Annotated in this window: 17 protein-coding genes; 9 read left to right on the forward strand and 8 right to left on the reverse strand. The window is 70.3% G+C overall.

What is annotated here, in order from left to right:
* Nucleotides 1–4: 4 nt before the first annotated feature.
* Nucleotides 5–802 (reverse strand): LamB/YcsF family protein, encoded by a 798-nt coding sequence (locus ACU6WZ_RS25910; protein WP_447030595.1) that lies wholly within the window; start codon nt 800–802, stop codon nt 5–7.
* On the reverse strand, nt 799–2,076 hold the full coding sequence (locus ACU6WZ_RS25915; RefSeq protein ID WP_447030596.1) for an MFS transporter: 1,278 nt from the start codon (nt 2,074–2,076) through the stop codon (nt 799–801). Before ACU6WZ_RS25915 ends, ACU6WZ_RS25910 begins: the two co-directional genes overlap by 4 nt.
* A 195-nt stretch (nt 2,077–2,271) precedes the next feature.
* Between ACU6WZ_RS25915 and ACU6WZ_RS25920 the strand changes: the two genes are divergently transcribed.
* The 4 genes from ACU6WZ_RS25920 to ACU6WZ_RS25935 all read left to right on the forward strand — a co-directional run bounded on the left by ACU6WZ_RS25920 (nt 2,272) and on the right by ACU6WZ_RS25935 (nt 10,443).
* Nucleotides 2,272–2,985, forward strand: coding sequence for a GntR family transcriptional regulator (locus ACU6WZ_RS25920; RefSeq protein ID WP_447030597.1), 714 nt, complete (start codon nt 2,272–2,274; stop codon nt 2,983–2,985).
* A 92-nt stretch (nt 2,986–3,077) separates the two neighbouring features.
* Nucleotides 3,078–4,622, forward strand: a complete 1,545-nt coding sequence (locus tag ACU6WZ_RS25925) for a hypothetical protein (protein ID WP_447030598.1) — start codon at nt 3,078–3,080, stop codon at nt 4,620–4,622.
* A 67-nt stretch (nt 4,623–4,689) separates the two neighbouring features.
* The gene (locus ACU6WZ_RS25930; protein WP_447030599.1) at nt 4,690–5,631 is read left to right on the forward strand and encodes a hypothetical protein; all 942 of its coding nucleotides are present in this window, start codon (nt 4,690–4,692) and stop codon (nt 5,629–5,631) included.
* Between the two features lie 63 nt (nt 5,632–5,694).
* Nucleotides 5,695–10,443 carry a hypothetical protein gene (locus ACU6WZ_RS25935; RefSeq protein WP_447030600.1) on the forward strand — a complete coding sequence of 1,583 codons (4,749 nt, stop codon included), beginning with the start codon at nt 5,695–5,697 and terminating at the stop codon, nt 10,441–10,443.
* Nucleotides 10,444–10,489: 46 nt separating this feature from the next.
* Here the strand turns inward: ACU6WZ_RS25935 and ACU6WZ_RS25940 are convergent, their stop codons facing one another.
* Nucleotides 10,490–10,918 carry a hypothetical protein gene (locus tag ACU6WZ_RS25940; protein ID WP_447030601.1) on the reverse strand — a complete coding sequence of 143 codons (429 nt, stop codon included), beginning with the start codon at nt 10,916–10,918 and terminating at the stop codon, nt 10,490–10,492.
* A gap of 417 nt (nt 10,919–11,335) precedes the next feature.
* On the opposite strand from ACU6WZ_RS25940, the gene ACU6WZ_RS25945 reads away from it, so the two are divergent.
* The 4 genes from ACU6WZ_RS25945 to ACU6WZ_RS25960 are packed head-to-tail and all read left to right on the forward strand — an operon-like array spanning nt 11,336 to nt 15,440.
* Entirely contained in the window at nt 11,336–13,999 is a 2,664-nt protein-coding gene (locus tag ACU6WZ_RS25945) for a nitrate- and nitrite sensing domain-containing protein (RefSeq protein WP_447030602.1), read from the forward strand.
* Complete coding sequence (locus ACU6WZ_RS25950) at nt 13,996–14,433, forward strand: roadblock/LC7 domain-containing protein (RefSeq protein WP_447030603.1); 438 nt, start codon at nt 13,996–13,998, stop codon at nt 14,431–14,433. Before ACU6WZ_RS25945 ends, ACU6WZ_RS25950 begins: the two co-directional genes overlap by 4 nt.
* A gap of 10 nt (nt 14,434–14,443) precedes the next feature.
* Complete coding sequence (locus ACU6WZ_RS25955; RefSeq protein ID WP_447030604.1) at nt 14,444–14,842, forward strand: DUF742 domain-containing protein; 399 nt, start codon at nt 14,444–14,446, stop codon at nt 14,840–14,842.
* A complete protein-coding gene (locus ACU6WZ_RS25960; RefSeq protein ID WP_447030605.1) occupies nt 14,823–15,440 on the forward strand; it encodes a GTP-binding protein in 618 nt (205 codons plus the stop codon). Before ACU6WZ_RS25955 ends, ACU6WZ_RS25960 begins: the two co-directional genes overlap by 20 nt.
* A gap of 407 nt (nt 15,441–15,847) precedes the next feature.
* On the opposite strand, the gene istB is transcribed toward ACU6WZ_RS25960, so the two are convergent.
* The 4 genes from istB to ACU6WZ_RS25980 all read right to left on the reverse strand — a co-directional run bounded on the left by istB (nt 15,848) and on the right by ACU6WZ_RS25980 (nt 19,760).
* Nucleotides 15,848–16,624: an IS21-like element helper ATPase IstB gene (gene istB / locus ACU6WZ_RS25965; protein ID WP_447028588.1), complete on the reverse strand. Its 777-nt coding sequence runs from the start codon at nt 16,622–16,624 to the stop codon at nt 15,848–15,850.
* On the reverse strand, nt 16,624–18,213 hold the full coding sequence (gene istA / locus ACU6WZ_RS25970; protein ID WP_447034258.1) for an IS21 family transposase: 1,590 nt from the start codon (nt 18,211–18,213) through the stop codon (nt 16,624–16,626). Before istA ends, istB begins: the two co-directional genes overlap by 1 nt.
* A gap of 224 nt (nt 18,214–18,437) precedes the next feature.
* Entirely contained in the window at nt 18,438–18,785 is a 348-nt protein-coding gene (locus ACU6WZ_RS25975) for an Mpo1-like protein (protein WP_447030606.1), read from the reverse strand.
* 123 nt (nt 18,786–18,908) lie between these two features.
* The gene (locus ACU6WZ_RS25980) at nt 18,909–19,760 is read right to left on the reverse strand and encodes a M15 family metallopeptidase (RefSeq protein ID WP_447030607.1); all 852 of its coding nucleotides are present in this window, start codon (nt 19,758–19,760) and stop codon (nt 18,909–18,911) included.
* Between the two features lie 59 nt (nt 19,761–19,819).
* Here ACU6WZ_RS25980 and ACU6WZ_RS25985 point away from each other — a divergent pair, with 59 nt between their 5' ends.
* Entirely contained in the window at nt 19,820–20,350 is a 531-nt protein-coding gene (locus tag ACU6WZ_RS25985; protein WP_447030608.1) for an NUDIX domain-containing protein, read from the forward strand.
* Between the two features lie 57 nt (nt 20,351–20,407).
* Here ACU6WZ_RS25985 and ACU6WZ_RS25990 read toward each other — a convergent pair whose 3' ends face one another.
* A complete protein-coding gene (locus ACU6WZ_RS25990) occupies nt 20,408–22,747 on the reverse strand; it encodes a glycoside hydrolase family 31 protein (RefSeq protein WP_447030609.1) in 2,340 nt (779 codons plus the stop codon).
* Between the last annotated feature and the right edge of the window lie 200 nt (nt 22,748–22,947).

Consider the following 22,947-nt stretch of genomic DNA (forward strand, 5'->3'; position numbering starts at 1 on the left):
TGTCTCACGTGAACGCCTCCACGCGAACCCCCGCGGTCTCCAAGCGGTTCCGTACCCGGCGGGCGATCGCCACCGCTCCAGGGGTGTCTCCATGCAGGCACAGCGAGCGTGCCCGGACGCCGACGGACCGGCCGCACCGCGAGGTGACGACACCGAACCGTGCCATGGAAACGGAGCGTTCCACGACGGTCACCGGGTCGTCGACCACTGCGTCCTCCTGCCCGCGCGCCACGAGTGTCCCTTCGGCCGTGTAGGCGCGGTCCGCGAACGCCTCGGTGACGACCGGCAGCCCGGCCTTCGCGGCGACATCGAGGAAACACGATCCGGGCAGTCCGAGGACCGGTCGGCGCCCGCCCGCGAGCAGCACTCCTTCGACCACGGCAGCGGCCTGCTCTTGGTCGTGCACCACGCGGTTGTAGAGCGCGCCGTGCGGCTTGACGTAAGAGACCCGCGAACCCGCTGCTCTCGCGAACACTTCGAGTGCGCCTATTTGATAGGCGACTTCGGCCGAAAGCTCGTTCCCGGGAACGTCCATCGAGCGACGGCCGAAGCCGGCCAGGTCGCGGTACGAGACCTGGGCGCCGATCCTGACTCCGCGTTCGGCCGCCAGATCGCAGACGCGGCGCATGGTGGCGGCGTCGCCGGCGTGGAAGCCGCAGGCGACGTTCGCACTGGTCACGACGGAGAGCAACTGCTCGTCGTCGGTCAGCTCCCAGCGCCCGAAGCCTTCCCCGAGATCGGCGTTGAGATCGATCGAGACTCGGGTCCTGTCCGGCTCCGTCGGTGTGATGTCGACGTTCACTGGAGCGCCTTTCCACGTGTCTCGGGAAGCCCCAGGAGGGCCAGTACGGCCAGTCCGTAGCCGATGGCGCCGAAGATCAGTGCGCCTCCCACCCCCCAGCTGCCGGCCAGGAAGCCGACCAGGGTCGGGAAGATCGCCCCCACGGCACGGCCCGTGTTGTACGTGAATCCCTGGCCGGTCCCGCGAACGGCCGTCGGATAGAGCTCACTGAGGAACGACCCGAAGCCGCTGAAGATGGCCGACATGCAAAAGCCCAGCGGGAAGCCCAGCACGAGCACCACCGTGTTCGCCCCGGAGGGGATGTTCGTGTAAGCGAGAATGCAGCCGGCCGACAGGAACGCGAACAGGGCGACGTTCTTCTTGCGGCCCAGCTTGTCGGTGAGGTACCCGCCGGTGAGGTAGCCGAGGAACGCACCCGAGATCAGGAACGTCAGATACCCGCCGGTGCCCACCACCGTGAGGCCGCGTTCGGTCTTGAGATACGTGGGAACCCAGGTGGCGAGCGTGTAGTAGCCGCCCTGCACACCGGTGGACAGCAGCACCGCGAAGAGAGTGGTGCGCAGCAGGTCCTTCTGGAAGATCGCGGTGAACGACCCCTTGTTGCTGCTCGCCAGACGCCGCTCGGCTGCTTCCGGTGCGTCGCTGACGTGACGGCGTACCCAGATCACCAGGAGCGCGGGAAGCGCGCCGGTCCAGAACATCACGCGCCAGGCCGTGTCCGGGTCCAGGAACTGGAAGACCACCGTGTAGACGACGACCGCGAGGGCCCACCCGGCCGCCCACGCACTCTGTACGGCCCCGAGCGTGCGTCCCCGGTGCTTCGAGGAGGCGTACTCGGCGACCAGTATCGCTCCCACTGCCCACTCGCCGCCGAAACCCAGGCCCTGGAGCGCGCGGAAGAGCAGCAGCGTCTCGTAGTTGGGCGCGAAACCGCACAGCACGGTGAAAAGCGCATAGGTGATCACGGTGATCATCAAGGCCTTGACCCGGCCGATCCGGTCGGCCGCGATACCGGCGACGGCGCCGCCGATCGCCGAGACGACCAGGGTGACCGTGGTGAGGAGCCCGGTCTGCCCGGTGCTGAGACTGAAGTACGCGGAGATCGCGACCATGCTCAGCGGGAGCGTGAAGAAGTCGTACGAGTCGAGGGCGTACCCGCCGAACGCCCCGCCGAAGGCCCGTCGGCCGCGCGGACCGAGGGCACGCAGCCAAGCGAACGGGCCGCTGTCGTCGGGCGGATCGGAGTGCTTCAGCTGTTCCTGGGCGGTACTCATCTGCACCTCGCAGCAGGATGGAGGGCCGGGGAAGGCCGCGGACGACCAGTGAACGAACGGTGCGGCGCTCCTGAAGGTAGAGGATCGTTCAACGATCCGACAAGGCTCATGTCGGTTCTTTCTTGCTTCTCCGTACGATGGGCACCGCACGTCCGCCGAGGGGCGACGCGTTGGATCCGAGGGAGACAAGACGCCGTGAGTACGACGGAGTCCGAGGCAGGGGGCCTGGCCGGCGACCGCCCGCTGCTGGGGCGCACCAGCACCGCGGAGCGGGTCGCGGACATCCTCCGCACCCGCATCGCCGAGGGGTACTTCCGGCCCGGTGAGCGGCTCTCGGAGGACAGCATCGGCAAGGCGCTCGGCGTATCGCGCAACACCTTGCGCGAAGCGTTCCGGCTGCTGACCCACGAGCGGCTGCTCGTCCACGAACTCAACCGAGGGGTTTTCGTCCGCGTCCTGGCCGTCGAGGATGTCGAGGACATCTACCGCACCAGGCAGCTGGTCGAGTGCGCTGTCGTCCGCGGCCTCGTCGGCCCGCCCTTCCCCCTCGACGGACTATGCCGGGCTGTCGGCGACGGCGAGCGTGCTGCCGCCGAGCGCGAGTGGCGGGGCGTATCCACGGCGAACATCCACTTCCACCGTGAACTCGTCGCTCTCGCGGGCAGCCCCCGAACCGACGAACTGATGCGTGGCGTCCTTGCCGAACTGCGCCTCGCCTTCCACGTCGTGGCCGATCCGCGCCGACTGCACGAGCCCTATATCGTGCGAAACCGGCAGATTCTGCAATGCCTGCTGGCCGACGACAGCATCACCGGTGAACAGTTGCTCGCCGCCTATCTCGACGACTCGCGCAGCCAGCTCGTCGAGGTCTACGCGCACCGCATCCAAGACGGGAACTGGGGGGCGTGACGCACCGCCTGAGCGCCTGAGCCGCCTCCCGCGCAGCGGTCGCTTCTGCGACGTTTCGACCGTTGTCAGTGCGAGGACCTAATCTGTGCCACGTGACTTCGCCAGCATCGACGGACTTCGTTCCGCCCCAGCTCAGCGCGGGGCCGCGGCCCGCTGTGGGCCCGGCCGCCGACGAGGGGCTCGCGCGGCGCCTGCGCGCGCTCGCCTGCACTGCGCCGCTGCACGATCTCGACGTACGCAAGGCGAATCTCGCGGGGGAGTACTCGGTCTACGCCATGGCGGAGGTCGCGCTCGCGGCGATCGACCTCGTCACCCTCAACATGGACTTCGACACGGGCGCCGACCACGAACAAATAGTGGCCAGGCTGCTCCCACGGGTCGCCGCCCAGACGCCTGGGCGCCCGCCCGCGGAACACGAGCGCGTCGCCCGCTGGGTGCTGGAAAACCTGATCAACGTCGGCAGTGTGGACCGCGGCTTCCGTGCGGTGTACGGAACTTTCGGCCCCGACGGCGCCTATGTGCGCAGGGACTACGATTTCAAGCTCATCGAGGAAGTCCCCGGGTACGGCGGAAGCGTCTATCTGCGGACCACCGACGAAGCGGTCAATGTCCTCGTCGGCGCGCTCGACACCGATGTCACCAGCGCCCAGATCGCCGCCGAGGTCAAGCTGGAGGTCCTGATCAGCCGCGGCAGGCTCGCCGACGCCCAGCTCGCAGCGGAGCAAGCCCGCTACCGGACCGTTCAGTACGCCGAGACGCTCCGCAGGACGCTGGAGGCGACCCGGCGCAATGTGCGCGCCGTCGACTGGCTCAACTCCGTGCCCGACATGATCGCCGAAGCCCTCGACCACGTCGCCGACCGCTACCGGCACGAGAACGCGATCCTCACCAACATCCGCAAGGCCCGCGACGAGGCCGAGACAGGCCTCGATCCGAAGACCGCGGAGCACAAACGGCGGGCGGCCGAGCTCGTCGACATCGTCAAGGACTGCATCCGCAGGCACACCCAGCTCCAGTCCCGGCTGCTCGAAGCCGGCCCCCTGTTCCGTGCCGAGCAGGACCGCCAGGCCTTCGCCACCCACACGGCGCGAGCAGGACTGGATCTGTACGGCCAGCTGGTTGCCCCGCTGCTGCCGCTGCCGGTCGAGCAGGCGATCCGGGTCACAGACGCCTTCTTCGCGCGCGGCACGGGGCTACGGACACCCGTGTCCGTACGCGTCGGGGACCTCGTCGACATACTGCTGACGCCGCCGGCCGAGCGGGAGCACCTGGGCGCCGAGATGCCGGAACCCGACCTGATCGCCACCCCCGACGACAGCCGATTCAGTGAACGGCAGCTGGCAAACGCCATGGAACTGCTCGACCTGCCGCACGACGCGCCCCGCAGACTGTCGGGGCTGCTGGCCGACGCCAGGCGCCGCGATCCCGAACTGCCCTATTTGGTGGTCCTGCTCGCATTCCACGCGGCGAGCCCGCCCGTCGGGACGGCGTACCGGCAGGGCGAACAGCGGCTGCTGTTCGCGGTCGACGACGGTGTCGAGCTCGACGACCCGGAGTTCGGCGGCGCCGACCTGATCGTGGGCATGGCGCTGCTGGACGCAGCCGGGATGACCGCGGACCGGAGGGAAGCGGCATGAGCGCAGGCAGCACTACGGACCGACCCGCATCTGTACCCGAGACCTTTCGTACCGAGGAGCTGCACCCGTGAGCGACGACCGCGCAGAGCACGCCGACGCGTGGAGCGAGCGGCCCGACCGAGGCCAGGCCGGGCCGGCCTCCCCGGGCGACACGGCGGACGCCCCCGGACCCGCCCCGGGCGGAGGGCAGCTCACCCCCGCCGACGCAGCGGACGCGGCCCGGCTGGTGTCCTTCGGGCTCCAGCCCAAACTGCTGCCCGCACGTGACCTGGAGTACGCCGACCTGCTCCGCCGCTACCGCGAGGAGCCTCCCTTCGCGCGGCTGGCCGACGCCGTGGCGACCGGCCTCGGACTCGTCGTCCTCGAAGTGTCCACCCGGGCCGGAATGGCGGTCTGCGCCTCGGACGACTCCGTCTTCGGCGTACGCATGGGGGACTACGCACGCCGCGCCTCGGCCGAATCCGCCGACCGCTTTCTGCACGGCCTCGCCCACCTGGCCGTCGCCGCGCTGGCGTTCCCCCGCCCCGAAGACCTGGCCGACGACGGGTACATCGGCCGCATAACGGTCAACGGCGTCGACGCCTTCGTCCGTCAGGCCTGCCGCCGCCTGGAGCAGCGCGCCGACGAGCAGGGCGAGAACACCGACCCGGCCACCGAGGCCCCGGGCCTCGAAGCGGCCTGGCGGATCTACGCCCGACGGAGCGCGACCGGCGCAACCAAGGACGCCCGGCGGCTGGCCGGCTCCACCACCGGCATCATTGGCAAGGCAGTCGCCTTCCTCACCGATTCGGGCTTCCTGCATCGCACGGGCGACGACGCGGGTGGCGCGTACCGCACCACCGCCCGCTACCAGTTGCAGGTCCGCGACATGGCCGGCAGCGCCGCCATGGCCGAACTCCTGGAACTGGGCGTCGTGGCGGTCATGGACGGAACCGCGACGCTCGTGCCGCCGTCGGACGCTGACGATCTCGAACTGACCGCCGACGCCGGCCTGCCCTTCCACGCCTGACGCCCGCCGCCGCACACCAGCGGCCACCAGCCGCTGAACGACTTACGACGAGAGTCCCCCGCCATGTACGAGTTGTCCCGGGTCCGCCTCTACTCCATCGGACCGGCCGGTGCGCGGTACGCCGACACCGTGCTCGACCTGCGCGGAGTCGGCGAGCCCGTGCCTCACCCCGCCCCCGCGCAGGCGGAGTTCTTCGAGGAGGAGCCCGTCGGCCCGCCGCGCCGCCCCGCGCCCGCGGGCGTGCTCTTCCTGGAGAACGGCGGCGGAAAGTCGGTGCTCCTCAAGCTCATCTTCTCCGTGATGCTCCCGGGCCACCGCAACACGCTCGGCGGCGCGAGTTCAGGGGTGCTGCGCAAGTTCCTGCTCGCCGACGACTGCGGCCACGTCGCACTGGAGTGGCAGCACACGCTGACTGGCGAGTGCGTGGTCGTCGGCAAGGTCAGCGAGTGGCGAGGACGACAGGTCTCCAACGATCCGAGGAAGTTCGCCGAGGCCTGGTACTCCTTCCGGCCGGGCCCCGGGCTCAGCCTCGACTCACTGCCCGTCGCCGAGTCCACGACGGTACGGCCCCCCGGCGAAGGCGCTTCGGGTGCCCAGGGCCGCCGCCGCACGATGAAGGGCTTCCGTGACGCGGTGACCGAGGCGGGCAAGGCATACCCCCATCTCGACATCCACTGGGAAGAGATCCACGACCGCTGGAACGAGCACCTCGGTGACCTCGGCCTCGACCCAGAACTCTTCCGCTACCAGCGCGAGATGAACGCCGACGAGGGCGAGGCGGCGGGCCTCTTCGCCGTCAAGAAGGACTCGGACTTCACAGACCTGCTCCTGCGTGCCGTCACGGACACCAGGGACACCGACGGCCTCGCCGACCTGGTTCACGGCTTCGGCAACAAACTCGGCCGCCGCGCCGAGCTCACCGCCGAACGGGACTTCACCGCCGGCTCCGTGGACCTGCTCGGCCGCATCGTCGAGGCCGCCGAAGCCCGCGTGCGCGCCCGCGGCATCCACGCCGGGGCCGAGCGCAGGACCCGTACGCTCGCCCGCAGGCTTTCCGCACGGGCCTCGGACGAGCGCGGCAAGGCCACCGAGCTTGCCCAGCAGGTCACGGCCACCGCGCACACGGTGACCGAGGCCGAGCACGCTCGCAGCCGCAGCTCACTGATCGCGAGCGAACTCGCCTACCGCCACGCCTCGCTGGCCCTCGCCGCCGCCGAGAAGGCAGCGGCTGCTCAGCGCCGTGAGCTGGCGGACGCCCGTACGCTGCACGCGGCCTGGCAGGCAGCCGAAGCCGTACTGCGCCACCGCGCCGCAGCCGACCGCTCCGCGCGCGTGGCCGTCGCCATCCGCGAGGCGGAGAGGGACGCCGCCCCCGCGCTGGCAGCCAGGGCCACCGCCGCGGGAGAGCTCGTACGGGCGCTGCATTCCGCCGCCGAGGACGGCGAGCGCGTCGCCGCGCGGGAGGAGGAGCGTTCGGCCACGCTCCAGGAGGTGGGCGAGGCGGCCCACCGCGACGCCACCACGGCGGCGACACAGGCCCAGCGGGCGCGCAGCGAGGCCGGCCACCTGCGTCAGCGCCTCACCGAAGTCGAACAGGAAACGGCCGATGCGGTACGGGCTGGCTGGCTCGACGACTCGGCCCCCGACGCCGACCCGGCGCGCGCGGCGCTGGCCGCCACGGACGCCGAGAAGACCGCCGTCGCCGCGTGGGACGTGGCCAGGGACGCCTCCCGGGCCGCGGGCGACCGGGCCGGGGAGTGCGCGGGAAGCGAAGCCCGCGCCGAACTGGCGGCCGCCCGCGCGGCGGACGCCGCACACAGCGCGGAGCAGGCCCACGCAACGGAGCGCCGCGCAGCGCGGGCCCTGGCCGCCGAAGATCGCCTGGCAGAGCTGCTCAGCTTCCCGTCGGCGCCGCAACGCGTCGCCGCCATGTCCGTGCCGCAGCCCCGCCGTGGCACGGAGGCGAACGAAGCCGAGCCGACGGAGCCGGACGACGGGGCCGGCGGCATCACGGCCCCTTCTCACACGGGAGCCGGGCCGGGCGAAGCTGGGCGTCACGGCCCTGGTCCTCTCACGCCCGAGGAACTCGACCGTAGCGCCGAGGACATCCTCGGGCTGCTCGACGAAGGCACTACCTCTGCCGAGCGGCAGCTCTTCGAACTGCGTACTGCCGCCGCCGACGACGCGCGCATCCTCGGCGCGCTCGGAGAAGGCGGGCTGCTGCCACCCGGGCCCGACGTCCTCGCCACGGTCGAGTTCCTCGGTGAGCAGGGCATCCCGGCCCTTCCCGGCTGGCGCTACCTGGCGCAGGCGGTCGACCCGGCCGACCATGCATCCGTGCTCGCGGCGCGCCCCGAGCTCGTTGACGGCGTGGTCATCACGGACCCTGACGCGCACAGTAGGGCACGCGAAGTACTGGCGGACGCCGCGTTGCTGCCGCGCTCCGCCGTGGCGGTCGGCACCACCGCCGCGCTGCTCGCCCCCGTACCGGCGCGAGGAGCCGCTCCGTCGGGCGGCAGCCCCCTGAACGATGTGTTTCTCGTACCGCCGAACCCGGCGATGCACGACGAGCACGCCGCAGATGAGGAGCGCCAGGCACTGCGCTCCCGGGCAGCCGCGCGCGACGAGGAGATCCGCAGGCTCGCTGCCCGGCTGACCGCTGACCGTACGCTCGCCGCCCGGCTCGGAGCGTGGCGCGCCGACTGTCCGCCCGGGACGCTCGCCGAGCTGGCGCAGAAGGCCCTCGCGTCAGGAGAGGCGGCCGAGGGGGCCGAAACTGCGCTCGCCGAGGCCCGCACGGCCCGCGCGGAGGCCGACGAGGCGGCGGCCGACGCGGCCCGTGTCAGGGACGAGCGGCAGGACGCAGCGCAGCGCGGCCGCCGCGTCGCGGACGCCCTCGCGGGGCTCGCCCACCGCCTGCGCGAACGTCAGGGCTGGCAGCTCAAGGTTCGTGAACTCACCGACGAGGCAGCCGAGTCGGAAGCCGTGGCCACAGCGTGCCTGGAGCGTGCCAAGACTGCCGACGAAGACCGGCGCGCGGCTCAGCGCACCGCGGACGACGCTCACAGGACCGCACGCACGCTGCGCGCCGAGCGCGCGGAGATCGCCGGCGTGCCCGAGTCGCTGCCCGATCTGGTGCCGGACGCGCCACGCGTCGCTCTGCCCGCACTGCGCGAGGCGTACCGTGCGGCGTCCCAGTTGTACGAGAAGGTCGGCGTGGGCGCCGACCTGCGTGCCGAGCAGGCCAGGGCTGAGAGCGACGAGAGCGCCGCTCTCGCCGAGCTCAACCGCCTGACCAACAAGGTCCGCACCCGAGCTGCCCTGATGCTGGAAGGCACCGACGGCGCCGACGGCCCGTCCCGGCAGGCCGCGGTCGCCCGCGCCGAATCCCTCGTGCAGATGCTGGAGTCGAGGGCGTCAGCCGCGAGCGAGCAGCTCGGCCGGCTGCGCGGCGAGTCCGAGCGTCTCGCCCCCGAGGACGGTGCGGCGCACACCGGACTCCCCGAGGAGCTGGTCCCCTCCGACGCGGAGCACGCCCAGACACTTCTTCGTACGGCCACCTCCGAACTAGCCACCCGCACCGACGCCCTGGACTCGGCCCGCACGGCCCACGCCGAACTTCTGCGCGCCCACCGTTCGGCCGAAGACGCGGCGGGTGGCTTCGACGACGCGGCGGCCCTGCTGCGCGACCTGCTCAGGGACCAGCAGCGGCACGAGGACGGCGCCGACAGCACCGAGGGCCAGGAGACCTACCCGGGCAGCCTGGAACAGGCCCGGCAGTCCGCCGCCGAGTCCCGCCGCTCACTGCGCGGCTGCGCCGCGGACCTTTCGGCCGCCGAGGCGGCGGTGCGCGAGGCGAGCGACGTGCTCGTACGGCACGCCAACTCCACCCGTTACGAACAGGTACGCACCCCCGCGCGTCAGCAGATCCGCGAGCTGCCGGCTGCCGCACTGCCCGAGCACGCAGCCGCCTGGGCAGCGGCGTTCGCGCCTCGGCTGCGCGTACTCACCGACGAACTGGAGCAGCTCGAACGTAATCGCGACAGCATCGCCGACCGGCTTCGCGGCCTCGTGGAGTCCGCCCTGGCCACGCTCCGCTCCGCCCAGCGGCTCTCTCAGCTGCCGGGAGGCCTCGGCGAGTGGTCCGGGCAGGAGTTCCTGAGGATCCGCTTCGAAGAGCCGGACCAGGCGACGCTCGTCGAGCGTCTGGGCGAGGTCATCGACGAGGCGACCAGCGCCGCGTTGAGGAAGAACTCCGACCTGCGCAGAGACGGAATGTCACTGCTGCTGCGGGGGGTTCAGGCCGCACTCCAGCCGAAGGGCATCTCGGTCGAGATCCTCAAACCGGACGCCGTACTGCGCGCGGAAAGGGTGCCGGTCGGGCAGATGGGGGACGTCTTCTCCGGCGGTCAGCTGCTGACGGCCGCCATCGCCCTGTACTGCACGATGGCCGCCCTGCGCAGCAACGACCGGGGTCGGGACAAGCACCGTCACGCGGGCACACTCTTCCTGGACAACCCCATCGGCCGCGCCAACGCGACGTATCTGCTGGAGCTCCAGCGTGCCGTTTCCGACGCGCTGGGGGTGCAGCTGCTCTACACGACCGGGCTGTTCGACACGACCGCGCTTGCGGAATTCCCGCTGGTCATCCGGCTGCGCAATGACGCCGACCTCAGAGCGGGGCTGAAGTACATCAGCGTCGAGGAGCACCTGAGGCCGGGGCTGCCGCAGCAGGATCCGGACGCTGAGACGGTGCACGGCGAGATCACGGCGACCCGCATGTTCAAGCGCACCGCCGCGCCCGCCGAGTAGCAGGGGCGCACGGCCGCCGCGCCGCCCGCGTCGCAACAGGGCGCCCTCACGCCTGGGACAGCCGGCCCGTGCCTCGTCGGGTCGCTTCCTCCCGTTGTCCTGTACGGGCGGCCCGCTGGGCGTTGCGCCTTTCGCGCCTCAGTCGACGGGCCGTGCTGCTGGGGACGGACACGACTCCGTTGCGCTGGTTCCACACCTGTCGGGTGACCCACACGTCCAGCAGGCTCCAGGTGGCCACCACCGTACTGGCCACGCTGCTCAGCACCATCGGGAAGGCGAGCCAGGATCCGGCGAGCGTGCTCAGGTAGGCGACCATCGCCTGAATCATCGTCAGCGACGTGATGATGACAGCGCGCACCGCTGCCCTGCGGACCGGATCGGGCAGCCGGGGCCGCACCGCCGGCTCGTCGACCCACAACTGCCGCTGTGCGCCGTCCTCCTGAGATGTGCCGATTTCGTACCCGTCCGTACCCATTGACCTTCACTCCCCACCGCCGCCTGGCGTGCCGCTCGACTCGGCTGCGTACACATCCGCCTCAACGAGTGGCTGCCCGCCTTGCGCCGCTTTACGCCCCGGTCCTCGTGCTGCTCCTGTGCGGTGCCCGTGCAGCCTCGTACGGGAAGACGAACGACGGGACGCCAGGATTCCCGGTACGGAACGAAGAATTCCAGCCATCTGGCCCGGCAGGGCCCCGAGTGTTCGGCCTGGTGTCGTTGGACACACAGGGATGTCCACCTACTGAAATGGCACGACAACTCATGATCAAAGCACCTTGGTGCGGCCGAAAATCGCCCGGACGTGCCTTCGAGTTGCCGGAGTGGCAGTAGTAGGCTCGCGCCGTTTGTTGACGGAACACGACCCCCGCCGGGCGGGGCTGAGCTGGGGGAGGCCATGCGCTTTCGCGGGAAGACCATCCGCAGGAAGATCGTGGCGTTGTTGCTCGTGCCGCTCATATCCCTCACCTTGCTGTGGGGATTCGCCACCGTGCTCACCGGCCGCGAGGCAGGCAGACTTCTGGACGTCGCCTACATCGTCGACCGGGTGGGTTACCCCATCGAGGACACGGTCGAAGTCCTTCAGCAGGAACGCCGGCAGACGTTGATCTACCTCGCGGACCCGCGGGCCTCCGACGCGCTCGCCGCCCTTCGCCGCGAGCGCGCCGCCACCGATGAGGCCGTCGCGCAGATCAAGGCGCGCGCCCACGACCCGGAAGTGCAAGACGAATTGCAGGCCCCCGCGGCCAGGCGCCTGACCACGCTCCTCGAAGCCTTCGACGACATCGCGGCGCTCCGCGGCTCGGTCGAAGACAGCACCCTCACGCGGCGACAGGCTCTCGACCGCTACAACCGTCTCGTCGACCCCTGCTACTCCTTCCTCACCGCACTCCACGCGCTCGAAGACGTGGAAATGGACAAGCAGGGCCGCGCCCTGGTCGGCGTCACGCGCGCACGCGAGATGCTCTCCCGCGAAGACGCACTGATCGCCTCGGGGCTCGTCGCCCGTCAGTTCAACGCTCCCGAGCTTCGCGAGATCTCCTCTCTCGTCGCCAACCGTGAACTGCTCTACGAGGTCAACCTCGAGCTCCTCCCCACCACCGAGCGCGACGCCTTCGCGGACTACTGGGACAGCCCGGCCACCGAACCCCTGCGCACAGCCGAGCAGACCCTCGTCACCGCGGGCGCCACCAGGAGCCCCCGGGCCGTCACGGCCAAGAGCTGGGACGAGGCCGCGACAGTCGTACTGGACCGCCTCGCCCGAGAGGGCGCGGAGGCGGGCAACCGGTACGAGGACCGGGTCGAGCCGGTGGCCCTCGCCGTCCTCGCCAAGGCGGCCGGCGCCGGCGTCCTCGGCTTCGCGGCGCTGGTCGTCTCGCTGGTCCTCTCGGCACGCATCGGCCGCAGCCTGGTCCGCGACCTCACCGGGCTCCGCAAGGAGGCCCACGAGGCCTCCGGCGTGCGTCTGCCCAGCGTCATGCGCAGGCTGGCAGCGGGTGAGGAAGTCGACGTGGAGACGGAAGCACCACGGCTGGAGTACGACAAGGACGAGGTCGGCCAGGTCGGTCAGGCACTCAATACACTGCAGCGCGCCGCAGTGGAATCGGCCGTCAAGCAGGCCGACATGCGGCGCGGCGTCGCCGAGGTATTCGTCAACCTGGCCCGCCGCAACCAGGTACTGCTCCATCGCCAGCTCACCCTCCTCGACGCCATGGAACGCCGCACCGAAGACACCGACGAGCTCGCAGACCTGTTCCGCCTCGATCACCTCACCACCCGCATGCGCCGCCACGCCGAGGGCCTGGTCATCCTCTCCGGCGCGGCACCGTCCCGGCAGTGGCGCAAGCCCGTCCAGCTCATGGACGTGGTGCGCGCCGCCGTCGCCGAGGTCGAGGACTACGAGCGCATTGAGGTACGCCGCCTGGCCCGCATCGGCGTCGGCGGTCCGGCGGTCGCCGACCTCACCCACCTCATCGCCGAACTCCTCGAAAACGCCACGGTGTTCTCGCCCCCGCACACCGCGGTCCAGGTGCACGGCGAGCGCGTCGCCAACGGGTTCACGCTCGAAATCCACGACCGCGGGCTCGGCATGGCAGCCGACGCTCTCCTCGACGCCAATCTGAGGCTCGCCGAGACACCCGAGTTCGAGCTGTCGGACACCGACCGGCTCGGCCTCTTCGTGGTCAGCCGGCTCGCCCAGCGCCAGAACGTCCGTGTCTCGCTCCAGCAGTCACCGTACGGCGGAACCACCGCGGTCGTCTTCGTCCCGGCCGCACTCCTGACGGACGCCCCCGAAACGAACGGCACCGGTTTCCGGCTCGACCGCAAGCACTCCGGCAGCAGCCCGGAGCCCGGCGGCAGCGGACGACGGCCCACCCTGACGACGCTTTCGCGTGTTCCACCGGAGCTCGCCGCCCAGGCGCTCCTGGACGGGCCCGTCGAGCTCGAACCGCCCTTGGGCGCCTTGGGTCCCGAAGAGGCGCCGCTCGACAGGGCCACGGACATCGAGGAGACGGAGAGCGAACGGGGCGGGCTGTTCCGGCCCAACGAGCGTTCCCGCGAACGCTCCCGCACCCGCGACCGTGCCCGCGAATCGGCCGACGAGCAACACCAGCAGGCATCCGACCACGTTCCCGGGAACATCGAAATCGCGCGCCCCGGTGGCCCGGTCCCGCTGCCCCGCCGCAAAACACCGACCCTCGTCGCCGACAACGGGCGACGCGTCAGTGGGCGCAGGGCCCCGTCCACCGGTACCACCCCGCCCACGGCACCAGCAGACCGACTCGCAGCACAACCCACCCTGTCGCCGGGCCAACTGCCCCGCCGCGTCCGCCAAGCCAGTCTCGCCCCGCAGCTGCGCGAGGCAGCCGCCGGCCCTACCGCCCCGGCCGAGCATGCACCCGCCACCGAGCAGGACGCCGTGCGCGAGGCGGAGCAGGCGCGCAGCCGGATGGCTTCGCTCCAGCGCGGCTGGCAGCGCGGCCGCCGGGAGAACGCCGGGGACGAGCCTGGCTCCGGTGAGACAGCACCAGGAACGACACCAGAAGGGCACGGTCGATGACCGCACCGAACGCCACAGCACATGACGCCGAGCGCCGAAGCCCCGCACTCAACTGGCTCCTCGACGATCTCGTCGAGCGCGTCGGCAGCATCCGCAATGCCCTGGTGCTCTCCAGCGACGGGCTCTCTACCGGCACCTCCAAGGACCTCACGCGCGAAGACGGCGAACACCTCGCCGCTGTCGCCGCCGGGTTCCACAGCCTGGCCAAGGGCGTGGGCCGCCACTTCGACGCCGGCCGCGTCCGGCAGACGGTGGTGGAGCTGGACGACGCCTTCCTCTTCGTCACGGCGGCGGGCGACGGCAGCTGCCTCGCGGTCCTCTCCGACTCCGACTCCGACGTCGGCCAGGTCGCGTACGAGATGACGCTGATGGTCAAGCGGGTAGGCGTCCATCTGATGACCGCGCCACGCTCCGGTCCGCCCGCCGGAGGGTGAGTGGGTTGAGATGAGCGAAGCAGGCCGGCAGGGACCGCCGCACTGGTTCGACGCCGAAGCGGGCCCCGTCGTACGCCCGTACGCGATGACGCGCGGCCGCACGAGCAGTGCGAGCCGGCACCGGCTCGACCTGATCGCGCTGGTCGTCCCCGAACCCGCGGCGGACGATCCCGGGCGCGACCAGACGCTCGCTCCCGAGCACGTCGAGATCGTCGAACTCTGCAGCGAGACGCCGCAATCCATCGCCGAACTCGCGGCAGGCCTCGATCTGCCCGTCGGCGTGGTCAGAGTCCTCGTCGGCGACCTCGTCGAGGGCGAACTGGTGCACGTGACCCGACCTGTACCTCCGGCGGAGCTGCCGGACGAGAGCATTCTTCGCGAGGTAATCAATGGTCTTCGGGCGCTCTAGCCGCAACAAGCGACCGGTCGAACCGGTGACGCTCAAAATCCTCGTGGCGGGCGGCTTCGGGGTGGGCAAGACCACTCTGGTGGGCGCGGTAAGCGAGATCAGACCGCTGCGCACCGAGGAGAGGCTCACCGAGGCGGGCCGCCCCGTCGACGACACCGACGGAGTCGAGAGCAAGAGCACCACCACCGTGGCAATGGACTTCGGACGGATCACACTCCGCGAGGACCTGGTGCTCTACCTGTTCGGTACGCCAGGACAGGACCGCTTCTGGTTCCTCTGGGACGAACTCGCGCAGGGGGCCCTCGGTGCGATCGTCCTCGCGGACACGCGTCGCCTGGAGGACTGCTTCGCGGGCATCGACTACTTCGAACGGCGCGGTATCCCATTCGCCGTCGCCGTCAACTGCTTCGACGGCGCCGAACGCTATCCCGTGGAGACGGTGCGCTCGGCGCTCGACCTCGACGACGAGGTGCCGCTCCTGCTGTGCGACGCCCGCGACCGCGAAGCCGTCAAGGGTGTGCTCATAGCCGTCGTCGAGCACGCACTGGAGCGTTCCGCGGACCGCCGCCAGAGCGTGGGCGGCCCCGCAACGCGATGACCGTTCTCCGGAACGCACCGGACCAGGAGCGGCCCGTACCCCCGCCGACGGGGGTACGGGCCGCGGTCTGCGAGCGGGCCGAGTAACTGCGTCAGCGCTGTTGGGTGCGTTTTCCATGGCTGCTGAGCCGGAGCATGACTTCCCGTGCCCCGTCCGGCGTCCGTGACGAGCATGCCGAGCCGGCGCGATCGCCGGTGGGGGATGCCCCTGAACCGAGACAGAGGGAACCCGGGAACGGACACGTTTCGCGCGTTCTCGGGAACCGTCGTACGGCGACGCCGACTGACTACGGGAAGTGTTCACCGGTGGTGATGGAGCGTCAAGGTCGTGGCAGCCCACTGTGGACGATCACGTAATTCCCCGGGCTCAGCGTCACGTAATTCCCCAGGTCCTGGCCTCGTCCATGTCTACTTGATCGAGGGCTTGTTTGTCTTGTCGGTGACGCCTGCGCGGGGCCGCTTGTTGGGGCGGTAGCTGGGACCGTTCATGATCACCTGATGGCTGGTGTTGATGAGCCGGTCCAGGAGGGACTCGGCGACGACGGGGTTGGGGAAGAGCGGATACCAGTCGCTCGGCGCCCTGTTGCTGGTCAGGATCAGCGACCGGCCCTGCCGCTCGGAGACCAGCTCGTAGAGGTCGTCGGCCTGGGCCGCGGTCAGCTGGCGCATCGCGAAGTCGTCCAGGATGAGCACGTCGGGCCGTACCAGTTCGCGCAGTCGGCGGTCCCAGGTGCGGTCCGCGTGGCCGCCGGCCAGGTCGGCCAGAACCCGGCTGGTCTTGGCGAAGCGGACGTTGGCGCCCTGGCGGATCGCCATATGTCCGAGTGCCTGGGCGACGTGTGTCTTCCCAACGCCGACCGGCCCGAACAAAATTACGGACTCGCCGGTGTGCAGCCAGCGCAGTGCCGCAAGGTCGCGGACCTGGGCCGCGGGTATCTTCGGGGAGGCCGCGAAGTCGAACTCCTCCAAGGTGACCTGCTGCTCGAACTTCGCCCGGGTCAGGCGCCGTTGGAAGGCGACGGTCTCCCGGCGGGTGATCTCGTCCTGGCAGAGGATCTGGAGGAACTCCAGGTGGCCGAGCTCGCCGCCGTGGGCCTGCGAGAGGCGGGCGTCGAGAGTTTCCAGCATGCCCGAGAGCTTCAGCGCGCGAAGCGCGTCCCGCAGGGCGGTGTCCATGATGCTCATCACGCCACTCCTTCTTCGTGACGGTGGTTATCACGGTCGTCGTTCGTCATGTCGGGGGGTGTCGCGGTCGCGAAGAGCCGCTGAGGTCCGTGCAGGAAGGCGGCGGCTCCGCCATCGCCGGAGGATTCGGGGGCCGGCTCGGTCTCGGTGCCGGCGACGAGGATGCCCTTGATCGTGCGATAGGACGGGTCGCCGACCAGGGTCGCCTTGGCGCAGGCGGCCTCCAGCCTGCCCTCGCCGTACTTCTTGCGCAGGCCGAGGATCCCCTGGGCGGCGCGGAGCCGATAGAGCGCGTTGACCTCCAGCAGCCCATCGACCACCTCGCGGCAGGCCGTGCCGACCTGCGCGGACTGGGTCCGGCACCAGGTCGGGGTCCGCATGTGGAAAGCGATCTTCTCCGGCGGGTAGTCGCTGGCATGGGTGCGCTTGCCCTGCTCAAGTGCCCCGTGGGTCTTGACCAGTTCGCCGTCGTGGAAGACCTGCACGAAGGTCGCGGTCGAGCGGACGTCGACCCGCTTGCCCATCAGTTTCCACGGCACCGAGTAGAGGGTGCGGCCGGCCTTGATGTGAATGTCCGGGCCGACGGTGGCCGTCGACCACTTCGCGAGCACGAACGGGGTCTTCGGCAGCGGCAGCAGCGTGGACGCCTCGACGGCCTCGAAAACCGAGGCCGGGGCGGCCCCGCCCAGCGGGCGGCACTGCCGCTGACCGGCGACTTCGGTGCACCACCGGATGGCCTCGGCCTGCATCTGCTCGAGCGAGAAGAACTCCCGGCCCCGCCACCAGGAATCACGTATATAGGGCATAGGGCGCTCGACGCGCGGTTTATCTTTTGGCTTCAGAGCGCGGGCTGGATCTACCAACGCACCGTAATGGGCCGCGAGTTCGGCATACGCTTTGTTGATTTTAGGGTCGTAGAGGTCGGGCTTGTCCACCCCGGTCTTCAGGTTGTCGGGCACCAGCCGCTGCGGGACGCCGCCGAAGAATCTGAAGGCTTCGACGTGGGATTCGGTCCAGGAGTGCTGGTCCAGGTGGATCACCGGGCGGACGAACATGTGCCGCGAGCACGGCAGCACCATCACGAACGCCCAGATCCGGTGCCGCTTCCCGCTCCGCGGGTTGATCCACTGGCCAAGGAAGCCGTAGTCGATCTGAGCCTCCAGCCCCGGCTCGATCTCGTCGCGCAGGACCGTGACCTGAGAGCGACGGGTCTCCTCGGGCAGCGTCGCCGATATCCACCGCCGAAGCGACGACACCGAAACCACCAACTCGTTCTCGTCCCGCAGCCGTTGGTGGATCGTGGCGACGGTCACCGTCCCCAGCAGGCTCTTGATGTAATCACGGTGCTTGTCGATCTCGGGCCAGGTCACCTGCCGCAACCGGGCATCGGCGAGCTCGGGGAACCAGCCCTTGATCAGAGAGGCCCAGTCCTCCGCGGCCATCGCCGCCCCGCCCGGGGCCATCCCGGCGGCCTCCGCCGGGGCCAGGTACTTCCTGATCGTCTTGCGGTCCAGTCCCAGCGACGCGGCCAGCTCGCTCTTGGAGCGGCCCGCGTACCAGTGGACATAGATCTCGGTCACATCGACCACGTTGAACGTTCTCCTTGCCATCGTGCGCTTCCCTCGACCTCGAACCACTGATCGAGGAAGCGTCCGTCATCTCGACGGCCAGGACCACTACCCGCTGCGTCCGTCGTCCCCATGGGGAATTACGTGACCGCGGGGGTGGGGAATTACGTGACGCGGAACCCGCCTCACCTGGGGAATTTCGTGATCGCTCACACCCACGCTGAACGCGGCCCCCTGCCGAGCGGTCAGCAATTCTCCGCGAGCCACTTGGCGGCGGTCTCCGCGAGCTCGTGGTCGCGTCCGGCCAGCATCGTCCTGATCATCTGGACGTCGCCGCGCAGCGACCACGCGGGGTGACCGAAGCTGGCCGGGTTGTTCTTCTCGATGAGGAAGTGGGCGGGCCAGGCCGCGCCGTAACCGAACAGCGGCAGAGCCGCGACGTACCGCTTCCGGCCGCGCGCCAGTCCGTAGGCGCTGACGGCAAGGCCGGTCAGAGTCCCCGTGAGATGGACCCACCGGGTCGCGGCTTTCGAGTGCATCGCCACGTAATAGGGCCAGAAGTCTTCGTACGAATCGAACGTCGGCTGCTCCATACGGAAAAGGTAACGGCTCGGCCGAGGACCGCATACGGCTTGGCCGCGTCCGAGAAGGAGAACGGCCGGCCAGGACCTACGGGGGTGGCCCCGGCCGACCGTTCCATTCAGCGGCTCAGGGGCTCAGTGTTTGGCGACCGAGCGGCGTGTCACAGGGAAGTCGAAGTAGGTGTCCGGGAAAGGCTCAGGCTTGAACGTGAAGTGCCACCACTCCTCCGGGAGATTCACGAAACCGTGCTCACCGAGCAGCTTCTTCAGCAGCTGTCTGTTAGCACGCTGAGCGCCTTTGATGCGTGGATCATCGGTGTGAGACAGCGTGTCGAAGCAGTCGTATCCGGTCCCCATGTCGATCGAATTGTCAGGAAAACGATCACTCTTGAGCGCGTAGCAGGGCACAAGCCGATCCCCTGGGGCCCACGGCTCAGTCGGCTTCGGAGGAAGCTGCACGATCGTCAGATCGACGGTGCTGCCCCTGCTGTGCCCCGACCTCTCGGCAATGTAACCGTCGGCGAACAGCCGCGACTTGTTGACCAGGGGATAGAACTCCCCTTTCATTGCCTCGTCTTCCAGGTCCTTCGCCCAGCGGACGAAGTGATCGACGGCCCGCTGCGGCCGGTAGCAGTCGTAGACCTTCAGCGAGAACCCGCGGCGCAGCAGCCTTGTCTGCGCCGCGCGGAGCGCCTCCGCGGCCGGCCGGGTGAGGATGCAGACCGGCTGACGGTATCCGTCCACCGGTTGACCCACGAAGTTGTGCGCGGTGGTGTAGCGCATTTCCTGAATGACGGTCGGGGCCACGGACCTCAGGGAAACGAACTCCCTCGGGGCCTTCGGTTCGGGCTTCGCCTGTGAGGCACGTGGGGCAGGTGGGGCAGGTGAGGCTGACGAGGCAGGCGCGGGCGAGATGGCGGTGACGGCGAGCAAGGTGGCGCCGACGGTGACGGTCAGGGCGCGGAGTGTGGCGGCAAGTCCTGTCATACGCCCCCGTTTATCAGTTGACTGCCCGCCGGGGAAGAGGGATCGGATACAGTCCGCGCGTGTCCGGACCCACCACGAAGCCCGTCAGAGACTCCCACTGTTCGAGCTGCGGAGCGCCCTACAGAGCCGCCGGCAGCTGGCCCCGCACCTGCACCGTCTGCTGCCACACGGCTTATCGCAACCCGCTTCCCGTCGCCGTCGCCCTGCTGCCGGTGTGTGACGCTCAGGGCAGCGGCCTGGTCGTCATCACACGCACTGTCGAGCCGCAGTCCGGCGGGACGGCGCTGCCCGGCGGCTTTATCGACCACGCAGAGGACTGGCGGCAGGCGGTCGTACGAGAACTGACTGAGGAGACAGGCATCGAAACGCCGGCAGGGCAAGTGCGACTCGCGGACGCACTGAGTTCCCCGGCCGGCCACCTTCTCCTGTTCGGTCTGCTCCCGGAACGAGCGCCGGCCGACCTTCCGCCCTCCGTCCCCACCGACGAGACCACCGGGTGGCACGTCCTTCGCCGGCCCACCGAGCTGGCCTTTCCGCTGCACACCGAGGCAGTGCGCCGATGGTTCACGGGAAGCTATGACCGCCCATGACGAGCGTTCCCGGGCGCGTCGCCACAGCAGTCCACTCCCGCGACGGCCGTCCAGGCCTCAACAGCCCCTCATGTACAGAGGAAGCCCGGCATCCCCGCCACCCTCCCGCTCCACCACCACGCTGCCTCTGTCCACCCTGGTGGTGAACCGCTCGACCGCTGCTTGCTTCCAGCCGTCGCCCACGTCCCTGACCAACAGTCCTCCGCCGGTGCGCCCAGGGGCCGGCGCCCACACCTCCAGCCCGAGCTCACCGTCTTCGCCCCGCACCGGAATCACCGCGCCGGCCCGTGCCAGGACGGGGACACGGGACAGAGGAGCCTCCACCACCACAGTTCCCGGCCCCTCGTACGCCACACCGCTCGCCGTGTCATACCACCGTCCGCGCGGCAAACGCACCGCTCTGCGTATCGCACCCCGCTCCAGCACGGGAGCGACCAGCAGACAGTCACCGAGCAGGAAGGCATCCTCACAGTCCCGCAGCTCCCTGTCCTCGGGCGCCGTCCACCACACCGGTCGCACATAGGGCGAACCGGTGAGACGCGCCAGATGCGACAGGGTCACGAAGTAGGGCCGCAGCCGCTCCCGAGCGGCGAGCACGGACCGGGCGTGCTCGAGCACCTGCGGACCGAACTCCCAGGGCTCCCTGCGCCCCGCCGTGATCGCCGCGTGCGTACGGAACAGCGGCAGGTGGGCGCCCAGCTGAAACCACCGCAGGTAGAGCTCGGGCGAGGGCGTTCCCGTGAACCCGCCGACATCGGGACCCGAGTACGGCACTCCGCACAGCCCGAGACCGAGCACCAGGGACAGCGAAGCGCGCAGCCCCGGCCACCCCGTCGACAGATCCCCGGACCACGTACCGCCGTACCGCTGCATGCCCGCCCAGCCCGAACGCGAGAAGAGAAACGGCCGTTCCCCGGAACGCAGTTTCCGCAGCGCCTCATAGCCCGCCTGCGCCATGCCCAGACCGTAGACATTGTGGGCCTCCCGGTGATCGCCGCCACGACCCTCGAGATCGTGCCGGGCCGAGCGCGGCAGGGTCGGATCACCGAAGGCGGAGAAGGACACCGGTTCGTTCATGTCGTGCCACACCCCCGAGAAACCCTGCGCGAGACGCTCCTCGTACAGCGAACCCCACCAGGCCCGCGCGCGCGGGTCGGTGAAATCCGGGTACACGCACTCTCCGGGCCACACCACCCCGCGCACCTCGGTCCCCCGCCCGTCCCGCACGAACGCACCCGCCGCCGACCCGCTCTCGTACACCACGCTCCCACGCTCCGCCCGGACGGCCGGATCAACGATCGACACCAGCCGCACGCCCGCCTCCGCGAGATCCGCGGCGAGCCGTGGAAGGCCCGGAAACTGCTCCCGGTCGACCGTGAAGACCTGATGCCGGTCGTAGTGGTCGATATCGAGATGCACCGCGGACAGAGGCAGACCACGTTCCTGATAGCCGTCGACGATCCGCCGCACCTCCCGCTCACTGCCGAAGCCCCACCGCGCGTGCTGCGGACCCAGCGCCCACGACGGCGGAAGCGCAGGGGCCCCCGTGAGCGCCGTCCACCCCTGCAGCACGCGCGCGGGCGTACCGGCCACGACCCAGCAACGCAGCGGCCCGCCGTCCATGCGCAGCTCACTGCAGCCGCCGCGGTCGTGACCCGAGCCGGCCCCCTCCTCGCCCTCCCGCAGCGTCACCCGGCCCTCCCAGGTGTTGTCGTAGAAAGCGAGATGCGTGCCCGCGTCCGAAACCACCACCTGCACCGGCATGGTGATGTAGAGCGGATCGTCGCCGGGCCCGAAGCTGCCGCCCGGGTCGGTGTTCCACAGCCGGTACGTGCCGCCCCGCAGCCGGGGCCCCGAAGCCCGCCCGCCGAGGCCGAAGAACCGGGCGTCCGCCGGGACCTCGCTGCGCTGCAGCCACCGCGCGGACCCCCCGGCCACCGGTTCCCACCAGCGCGGTGGCAGCTCACGGCGGAGCACCACGCCCCCCGGCGTACGGACCTCGACCGCCCCCTGCCGGGACACGGTGACCGTGAGCCGCTCCGAGACGACCCGCCAGCCGCCGTCCTTGTCCGGCTCCAGCTCGGCCCTGGGGTCCGGCTCGGGGCAACGGCCCGCGAGCGCGTAGGACGGCTCAGCGCCGGCTCCGTCCCACCCCCAGAACACCGCACCGCCGGCCGCGACCATCACCCGCAGCTCGGAACGCGCGAAACGCACCACCCCGCCGCCGGGCTGCGGCTCCGCGCCGGTTACGAGGCCCGGCACCCGGGCCCGCTCCGCTCCCCGCGGCACCAGCCCCCAGGCATCCGTGCGGCGCCGCCGCCACGCGGAGCGCGCGGCACGCAGTCCCCGCACCGTGCCGAACAGTTTCACCGAGCGCACCAGGTCACCAGCGTCCATGGCGCCCACCCTGCCACCAGCCGCCGCGCTGGCGGGCCGCGTTCAACTGCCGTTCATCCGCAGTCACCGCACCTGACCAGGCCCACGAGTGTGATCGGTCTGCCTGGTGCACCGGACGATCACGTGGCATCGTCCCCATCAGTCGCCTCGTGCGCACACCCAATGGCCCGTGCGCGCGAGACACGTACCTCACGCGCACA

It is taken from the genome of Streptomyces hypolithicus (genome assembly GCF_052934925.1).

Bases quoted from the DNA above. Each gene is read 5' to 3' on its own strand.
- ACU6WZ_RS25945 (WP_447030602.1), top strand. From the start codon at position 11,336: ATGCGCTTTCGCGGGAAGACCATCCGCAGGAAGATCGTGGCGTTGTTG.
- ACU6WZ_RS25975 (WP_447030606.1), bottom strand. From the start codon at position 18,785: ATGGAGCAGCCGACGTTCGATTCGTACGAAGACTTCTGGCCCTATTAC.
- ACU6WZ_RS25950 (WP_447030603.1), top strand. From the start codon at position 13,996: ATGACCGCACCGAACGCCACAGCACATGACGCCGAGCGCCGAAGCCCC.
- ACU6WZ_RS25935 (WP_447030600.1), top strand. From the start codon at position 5,695: ATGTACGAGTTGTCCCGGGTCCGCCTCTACTCCATCGGACCGGCCGGT.
- ACU6WZ_RS25990 (WP_447030609.1), bottom strand. From the start codon at position 22,747: ATGGACGCTGGTGACCTGGTGCGCTCGGTGAAACTGTTCGGCACGGTG.
- ACU6WZ_RS25940 (WP_447030601.1), bottom strand. From the start codon at position 10,918: ATGGGTACGGACGGGTACGAAATCGGCACATCTCAGGAGGACGGCGCA.
- ACU6WZ_RS25955 (WP_447030604.1), top strand. From the start codon at position 14,444: ATGAGCGAAGCAGGCCGGCAGGGACCGCCGCACTGGTTCGACGCCGAA.
- ACU6WZ_RS25915 (WP_447030596.1), bottom strand. From the start codon at position 2,076: ATGAGTACCGCCCAGGAACAGCTGAAGCACTCCGATCCGCCCGACGAC.
- ACU6WZ_RS25960 (WP_447030605.1), top strand. From the start codon at position 14,823: ATGGTCTTCGGGCGCTCTAGCCGCAACAAGCGACCGGTCGAACCGGTG.
- istB (WP_447028588.1), bottom strand. From the start codon at position 16,624: ATGAGCATCATGGACACCGCCCTGCGGGACGCGCTTCGCGCGCTGAAG.
- ACU6WZ_RS25980 (WP_447030607.1), bottom strand. From the start codon at position 19,760: ATGACAGGACTTGCCGCCACACTCCGCGCCCTGACCGTCACCGTCGGC.